At 72.1% G+C, this 7294-nt stretch carries 9 protein-coding genes and 1 pseudogene; 4 read left to right on the top strand and 6 right to left on the bottom strand.

Annotation, left to right across the window (positions count from 1 at the left end; all coding sequences use genetic code 11):
• On the top strand, positions 1-427 hold a 427-nt coding region (locus KDK95_RS33340; RefSeq protein WP_282971745.1), incomplete at its 5' end, for a PaaX family transcriptional regulator C-terminal domain-containing protein.
• Positions 428-445: 18 nt separating this feature from the next.
• Here KDK95_RS33340 and KDK95_RS33335 read toward each other — a convergent pair.
• Positions 446-1105: a TetR/AcrR family transcriptional regulator gene (locus KDK95_RS33335; protein ID WP_212522352.1), complete on the bottom strand. Its 660-nt coding sequence runs from the start codon at positions 1103-1105 to the stop codon at positions 446-448.
• A 92-nt stretch (positions 1106-1197) separates the two neighbouring features.
• Here KDK95_RS33335 and KDK95_RS33330 point away from each other — a divergent pair, with 92 nt between their 5' ends.
• The gene (locus tag KDK95_RS33330; protein WP_249162282.1) at positions 1198-1740 is read left to right on the top strand and encodes a carbonic anhydrase; all 543 of its coding nucleotides are present in this window, start codon (positions 1198-1200) and stop codon (positions 1738-1740) included.
• A 7-nt stretch (positions 1741-1747) separates the two neighbouring features.
• Here the strand turns inward: KDK95_RS33330 and KDK95_RS33325 are convergent, their stop codons facing one another.
• Entirely contained in the window at positions 1748-2305 is a 558-nt protein-coding gene (locus KDK95_RS33325; RefSeq protein ID WP_212522351.1) for a helix-turn-helix domain-containing protein, read from the bottom strand.
• A gap of 39 nt (positions 2306-2344) precedes the next feature.
• Here KDK95_RS33325 and KDK95_RS33320 point away from each other — a divergent pair, with 39 nt between their 5' ends.
• Positions 2345-3553, top strand: a complete 1209-nt coding sequence (locus KDK95_RS33320) for a benzoate/H(+) symporter BenE family transporter (protein WP_212522350.1) — start codon at positions 2345-2347, stop codon at positions 3551-3553.
• Here KDK95_RS33320 and KDK95_RS33315 read toward each other — a convergent pair.
• Positions 3516-4466 carry an MBL fold metallo-hydrolase gene (locus KDK95_RS33315; RefSeq protein WP_212522349.1) on the bottom strand — a complete coding sequence of 317 codons (951 nt, stop codon included), beginning with the start codon at positions 4464-4466 and terminating at the stop codon, positions 3516-3518. The two genes, KDK95_RS33320 and KDK95_RS33315, sit on opposite strands and share 38 nt — an antisense overlap.
• A gap of 153 nt (positions 4467-4619) precedes the next feature.
• Between KDK95_RS33315 and KDK95_RS33310 the strand changes: the two are divergent.
• A pseudogene (locus tag KDK95_RS33310) lies at positions 4620-4745 on the top strand (LuxR C-terminal-related transcriptional regulator); the annotation flags it as partial.
• Between the two features lie 66 nt (positions 4746-4811).
• Here the strand turns inward: KDK95_RS33310 and KDK95_RS33305 are convergent.
• From KDK95_RS33305 to KDK95_RS33295, 3 genes are all read right to left on the bottom strand, one after another.
• A complete protein-coding gene (locus KDK95_RS33305) occupies positions 4812-5285 on the bottom strand; it encodes a hypothetical protein (protein ID WP_212522348.1) in 474 nt (157 codons plus the stop codon).
• Between the two features lie 96 nt (positions 5286-5381).
• Entirely contained in the window at positions 5382-6362 is a 981-nt protein-coding gene (locus KDK95_RS33300; protein ID WP_212522347.1) for a hypothetical protein, read from the bottom strand.
• A gap of 250 nt (positions 6363-6612) precedes the next feature.
• Positions 6613-7251 carry a hypothetical protein gene (locus KDK95_RS33295; protein WP_212522346.1) on the bottom strand — a complete coding sequence of 213 codons (639 nt, stop codon included), beginning with the start codon at positions 7249-7251 and terminating at the stop codon, positions 6613-6615.
• Positions 7252-7294 lie beyond the last annotated feature (43 nt).

Here is a 7294-nt window from a genome sequence, read left to right as displayed (position 1 = left end):
CATCTGGATCGCCCCCGCCACCCTCGCCGCCGAGACGCGGCGGACGCTCGAGCGCCGCGGCCTGTCCGCCTACGTGGAGATCTTCACCGGCCGGCACTTCGCCTTCGGCGAGCTGCGCGCCAAGATCCGCGGCTGGTGGGACCTCGACGAGCTCACCGGCCTCTACGGCGACTTCCTGCGCCGGTACCGTCCCGTGCTCGAACGGGTGCCGGCGAACGGCATGGCCCCGCTCGACGCGTACCGGACGTACATTCCCATGCTGACTCAGTGGCGCCGCCTGCCCTACCGCGACCCGGGCCTGCCGCTGCGCCTTCTCCCGCCGGGCTGGAACGGCGAGACGGCATGCGTACTCTTCGACGACCTCAATCGCGCCCTGAGCGCTCCCGCGCGTGAGCACGCCATGGACGTGATCCACAGCGCGGGCTGACCGCCTACCTCGGGTGAATCACGCGAGGCCGTCGGCGATGAACGCCAACGTCAGCTCTTCGATCCGCCGGCGGTCCTGATCCGGGGCGTTGCGGAGCGGTCCCTGCCCGGTGAGTACGGCCAGTCCGTGCACGGCGGACCAGATCGGATACTCGATGCCCGCACGGCGCCCCCGATCGAGAACGCCCGCGTCCGCCAGCTCGTCGAGCGCGCCACGCAACTGTCCCAGGGGACTGCGATCCGCCTCCGCCCCCTCGTCGGCCGGCGCGTACGCATGCTGCTGCGGCACGGCGAACGCGGTGGCGAAGAGCCCCGGCTCCTCCCGCGCGAACGCCAGATACGCGGTGCCGATCGCGCCGAGACGGCCCGAGGCCGCGGCCGCATCGCCGTACGCGCCGGGCACGCGGGCGACCTCGGCCGCCATCCGGTCGCCGAGTTCCCGCATGGCCGCCGCGCACACGGCGGCGAGCAGCGCGTCCCGGTCGGCGAAATGCCGGTACGCGGCGTTGGGCACGACCCCGACCGCCCGCGTCGCCTCGCGCAGCACGACGGCATCCGGGCCGCCCGCGCGGGCGAGCTCGACCCCCGCGGCGATCAGGCCCTCCCGGACGGCGCCGCGCGGCCGGCGGGCCGGGGGAGTCCGCGCTGCCGGGGGGTCCGTCGGGGGGTCGGCCTTCATCGATCCAGGATAGCAATGTGGACAGCGTCCACCGGGCGACGTAGCCTGGACCGTGGAGTGGACGCTGTCCACTAAACCGAAGGGATTCCGCCATGACCGCGACCAGGATGACCCCGCTGCTCGAACGCAACAGGCAGTTCGCGCAGGACCACACCCCCGTGCCGCTCGCCGCCCCCACCGCCGGCCTCGTCGTCGTCAGCTGCCTCGACCACCGGATCAACCCCTCGATCACCCTCGGGCTCCGGCTCGGCGAGGCCGTCGTGATCCGCAACGCCGGCGGCCGCGTCACCCCGTCCGTCGTCGAGGACATCGCCTACCTGGCGTTCCTCGCCAGAAAGGTCTTCGGCATGACGGACCGGCTCTTCGAGGTCGCGGTCGTCCACCATCCGCAGTGCGGCACGGGCTTTCTGGCCGATCCCGAGTTCCGCCGCGAGGCCGCCGAGGCCACCGGCGTCAGCGAGGCGCACCTCGAAGCCGTGCAGGTCGCCGACCCGTACTCGACGGTGAAGATCGACGTCGGGCGCTTGCTCGAATCGCCGCGGATCTCGCCCGGGATCACCGTCTCAGGGCACGTGTACGACGTCGAGACCGGGCTCGTCACCACGATCGTCGAAGCTCGCGAGGCGCACGTCTGACCAGGCCCTATCCCTGACGCCGCGACGGATGCCGGATGACGAGCGAGGCGTGCACCTCGGCGTCGAGGGCGGCGTAGATGTGCGGCACGTCGGAGGCGAACGAGGCGTGGCCGCCTGCGGCGACCGTCAGCGGCGTGTCGGCCGGGCCGACGAGCGCGGTGCCGGAGAAGACGGTCAGGTACTCGACGACTCCCCGCGGGTGGGCGGGGGAGGTCTGGGTCGGGCCCGGACGGATCGTCAGACGGTAGAGCTCCGTCGTCGCGCCGTCGTCGGTGAAGACCTCCAGGAGTTCGGCGGTGACGGCGGTGCCGCTGACCGTCGGCGCATCGGCCGGGGTGGGCGGGGCGAGCAGCGCGGCGAGCGGGACGTCGAGGCGCGCGGCGATCGCGTACAGGGTCTCCAGCGTCGCGTTGCGGGTGCCGGCCTCGATGGCCGAGAGCGTGGCCTTGCCCAGGTTCGCGCCGCGTGCCAGCTCGGAGAGGCTGATGCCGCGGTCGGCGCGGAGTTTCCGGATGCGGCGGGCCACCTCGTGGGCGAGCGGCGTCGTGGTGCGTGCCTGGGTCACGGCTACCAGTATGCCGTCCGCCGCGGTATCGTTCCCTTCATGGAACGTTCTCTTTACGGAACGGCCCCGGGGTCGACGCAGCCGCCGATCGCCGGGCTGGTCACCGCGCTCGTCGGGTTCAGCGCCTCGTTCGCGCTGGTCGACGTCGGCTTGCGCGCTGTCGGGGCGGACCAGCGGCAGGCCGTGTCCGGGCTGTTCGCCTCGTGCCTCGCGGTCGGCGGCCTCGCGATCTGGTACGGAGTGCGTCGGCGGCAGCCGATCAGCATCGCGTGGTCCACGCCGGGGGCGGCGCTGCTGGTGACGGCCGGACGGCAGCACGGCGGCTACGCCGCGGCGGTCGGCGCGTTCGCCGTGGCCGGGGCGCTGCTCGTGCTGACCGGCCTGTCGAGCCGGCTGGTCGGCTGGATCGGGCGGATACCCGCGCCGATCACGTCCGCGCTGCTCGCCGGGGTCCTCCTGCCGCTCTGCCTGGCCCCGGTCCGCGCGGCGGTCCAGATCCCGTCCCTCGCGCTCGGCCCGATCATCGTCTGGCTCCTGCTGTCCCGCTTCGCGCGACGTTGGGCGGCGCCCGCGGCGCTCGCCGTCGTGCTGGTCGAGGTCGCCGTGCATCACACCGGCCGCGTCGGCGGCATGGGAATCGGCCTGCTGCCGCGGTTGTCCTTCACCGTTCCCACGCTGAGCGTCGGCGCGCTCGTCGGCATCGCGCTGCCGCTCTACGTCATCACGATGGCCGCGCAGAACCTGCCGGGCCAGGCCGTGCTCCGCGGCTTCGGCTACGAGGCCGGGCTGCGCGGCCCGCTTCTCGGCACCGGCGCCGCGACCGTGCTCGGCGCTCCGTTCGGCGTATTCGCCGTCTGTCTCGCCGCGATCAGTGCCGCGCTGTCCGCCGGCCCCGACGCCCACCCCGACCCCCGCCGCCGCTGGATCGCGTCGGTCAGCGCCGGATGCGTCTACATCGCGCTCGGCCTGTCGGCCGCGCTCGCCATGTCCCTGCTCGCGGTGGCCCCGCCGCTGCTCATCGAGGCGGTCGCCGGACTCGCCCTGCTGACCACCTTCGGCGGCGCGCTCGCCGCAGCCGTCGGCGCCCCCGACCACCGCGAGGCCGCCGCGATCACCTTCGCGGTCAGCGCCTCCGGCATCTCAGTGCTCTCCATCGGCGCCCCGTTCTGGGGCCTCGTCTGCGGCCTTGCCGCCCTGCTGATCCTCTCGCCTAGACGGAAGTCCGCATCAGTCCGCCCAGCCACGTGACCGCGTCGCCCAGGGCAGCGGCGAGATCCAGCTCGCGGCCCGCGCGGTCGGCGTACTCGCGATGCAGGTTGAGCACGATGCGCTCCGGGTCGGGCCACGCGGCGAACTCGCCGAGCGAGACCTCCTTGGCCGCCTCCAGCGGGCTCAGCCCCTTGGCGATCCCCTGCTCGGCGACATCGAGCACGAACCGGTAGTAGCGGCGGTGCTCCTCCAGGATGCGCGCGATGTCCGCGCCGCTCAGCACCGGCCCGTGTCCGGGCACGATGATGCCCGGCTCCAGCGACTCCAGCCAGTCCACCGCCTGGAGCGCACCCGTCACCGAGCCCATGAACACCAGCGGTGTGATTCCCGCGAACACCAGGTCGCCCGAGAAGAGCACCGCCTCCTCGGGAAGCCATGCGACCAGATCACCCGTCGTGTGCGCCGGGCCTCCCGGGTGCAGCAGTTCAACCCGCCGCTGTCCGACGTAGAGCGTCTGCCGCGACTCGACCGCGACGTCCGGCAGGCGACGCTGCACGGCTCCCCAATCCGGCACGGGCTCCCAGGCCGGCGGACACCCGTCGATGATGGGGTCGACCCGCAGCCCCTCGCGCATCAGCGTGTGCCCGAACAGCACGGTCGTCGCGGGCAGCAAGCTGTTGCCGTAGGTGTGGTCGCCGTGCTGATGCGTGTTGACGGCCATCCGCACCGGAGCGCCGCCGACCGCCGCGTCTAGCGCGCCGAGGAACCGCTGCGTGCGCTCGGCCGTCGCGCACGTGTCGATGACCAGCACGCTCCCGTCCCCGACGACCGCGCCCGCGTTGTTCACCCACCAGGAGCCGTCGGGCTGCACCCAGGCGTAGACGCCGGGCAGTGGTTCGGAGAGGCGAGCCGATTCGGGCCCGACGCGGTGGTCGTCGGCGACGGATTCCATGAGCGTCCTGTCTTGCTGATCGCATCGAGCGGTGGATGCCCCAACGCTACACGCGCCAGGGCATCAACATCGGTCTCACAGGTGGTCAGGACACGTCGCGGCGCATGCTAGTGGTGAGGGCCAGGATGACGAAGACGAGGGTGTAGACAGCCAGTACCTGCACGGCTGGTGCTGAGCCCGGCCACCGTCAAGACCCACGTCAACCGCGCCATGGTGAAGGTCGCCGCGCGCGACCGGGCCCAGCTCGTCGTCTTCGCGTACCGCGGCGGTCTGGCTTGAGCAAAGGGAGCAGGTCGCGGATCCGCCAGGATCATCGTGTACGGGCCTTGACGATGCCGGATCCGGTCAGCTGACGACGATGGTGGCGGTCCAGGTCCGGCCGTCGGGGAGGGTGCTGGTCACGGTGCTCACTCCGCGGGCCCGGCCGACGACCACGCCGGGCGTCTCGCCGCGCATGGCGGTCATGACGCCGTTGTTGCCGTAGGCGAGGACCGTCGTGTCCTTGATCCGGATCTCGCTCCAGCCCGCCGCCGAGCCGGCCGGCGCGGTCAGGAAGATGTCGAGGATCTTGCCCACGCCCAGGCAGTAGGCACCGGTGTCGGTCTGGGTGAGGCTGCCCGCGGTGTGCGGGAGGCCGCCGTCCGCCGGGGCGGTGCACGCCGGGAGCGCCGCGTTCGAGGTGACGACGGCGGCGTTCGGCGTCGACGAGGACGAGCACGCGGACAGGGCGGCGAGGGGGGAGAGCAGGGCGAGGCAGGCGAGCCGGCGGGCTGCGGAATGCGGCAGCCGCCGGCGGGTTGCGGTGCGGGGCGCGGTCACGGCGCGTCCTTCCGGGTTCGGGAAAGCGGGGGGAGTGGGTCCTGCGGGCCCCGCCGCCGCCCACAAGGCGACGGGACCCGGTTCGGCGCCCCCGCGCTAGTGCTGGTTGGTCGAGCTCGCGTAGTAGGTGACGCAGTTGCCCGCGCCGCCGCCGTAGTTGTTGCTCCAGAGCGACTGCACCGCGTAGTACGAGCCGTTGAGGGAGATGACCGTTGACGCGCCCTGGCCGCTGGAGATCCAGGCGCACTTGTCGCCGGTCTCGTAGCCGGTGGAGTCGAGCCAGCCGTTGCCCGCCTCCGGGTCGGTCAGCGTCTCGGCGTACTCGTGGCCGCCGACGATGGTGATGCCCTCGTCGGTGGAGTTGACGCCGTTGGTGGCGGCGACGAAGCCGGAGCCGCAGCTGGCGCCGGCGTCGGTGATGTACGGCATGTTGGTGTAGGGCAGGTTGGCGCCGGTCGAGGTGGTCGTCACGTCGTGCCAGGCGCAGTACTGCGTCTTGAAGCCGCTGGGCACGACCCCGTGCGGCGAGTCGACGATGATCTGGACGTTGTCGCCGGAGACGCCGAAGTGCGAGGCGGCCTTGACAGCCTCGGCGGCCAGCTGGGAGTTGGACGGGCGGCTCGGCGCCTTGGCGGAGCTGTCCAGCCAGGTGCCTCCCACCGGGTTGGCGGACGGGTGGCCGACGTGCGTGCCCGAGGTGCCGCACTGGGTGGTGCCGGTGGCCACACCCTGGCAGTACTGGGTCTGCGACGTGAAGTAGGTGTCGCCGCTGCCGTAGGCGTGCTGGAAGAAGGAGAGCTGGAGCGCGGCCTCGCCGGACGGGTCGCTGGTCGGCGTGGTGCCGGTGCCCCACTGGCTGCCCCAGTAGACGATGTAGACCGTCGGCGAGGTCACCACGGGGCCGCCGCCGTAGGCGAGGTTGCCGCTGCCGGTCACGGCGGGCTTCGCGGCGGCGTGGCTGGAGCGCGGGGCGAGCTGGTGGGCGGAGTGCGCGGCGGCCGCCTGCGCGGGCGCGGCGGCGAGGGCGAGGCAGGCGCCGCCGGCCAGGGCGGCGAGAGCCAGGGTGCGTATACGCATGCAGATGTGCCTTCCATGATTGAAAGACTTTGGTGGGTAGTGAGGCGATGGCCTCGCTGCATATCGAATACGACGGACAAGATCAGGACAATGAGAAGCATGGAAAGTTCTCACCCGCCGCGGGCAATGCCTTCGGCGGGAATTCTGCGGCGCCGGGAAAATCTTCCGCGGCGCGCCGATCTGAACGCCTTCTTAACGGCTTCCCTTGAAGTCGTGAACGACCGGCCAGGGAGAATGCGAGATTCTCCGATCAGCGGTGCCAGGAGCTGGAAAGCTGCCCGCCCCACATCGCCAGGATGACGCCGACGCCGAGCGCGAGGACGAGCAGCGAGTAGCGCAGTCCGCGGCCGCCGACGGCCCGCGCGGCCCGGCCCGGCACGGCGTCGTCCGCGAGCAGGCGCGGCAGCCGCGGCAGGTAGGCGAGCACGTGCACGGTCATCAGCGCGGCCCAGCCCACGAAGCTCAGCTTGTGCAGGAAGACGACCGGAAAGCCGGCGAGGGTGTTCGAGGTGTGCTGCACGGCGAGCAGCACGCCCGTGCCGAGCACCGCCATCGTCGAGAGCACGATGAAGGGGCCGATGATGCGCAGCAGCGGATGCGGCGGGCCCTTGCGCACGTAAGGCTCGTGGCGCGTGTAGTAGCGGGAGAACCGGTAGACCGTGGACGCGATCTTCAGGCAGACCGGGCCGATCAGCAGGAATCCGAGCACGTAGTGCCAGTACAGCAGCCGGCCGAGTTGCAGCAGCGTCACGCCCTCGGCGGCGAACAGCACCAGCAGCACGGCGCCGGTGAGCGCGGTGAGCCGTTCGTTGCCTTCGGGTCCGCCGAGCGGCTCCGAGGGGCCGGATCTGCGACGGTGCGAGGGCGACTCGGTGCGCGGAAAGGTCATCGGTGGTTCCTGACAGGGTTCGAGGGATCGGAGGGGGCCGGCG

Source organism: Actinospica acidithermotolerans, from assembly GCF_018139625.1.
Lineage (GTDB): Bacteria > Actinomycetota > Actinomycetes > Streptomycetales > Catenulisporaceae > Actinospica > Actinospica acidithermotolerans.
Note: the sequence above shows the minus strand (reverse complement) of the source record. Positions and strands in the feature narration are given on the sequence as shown.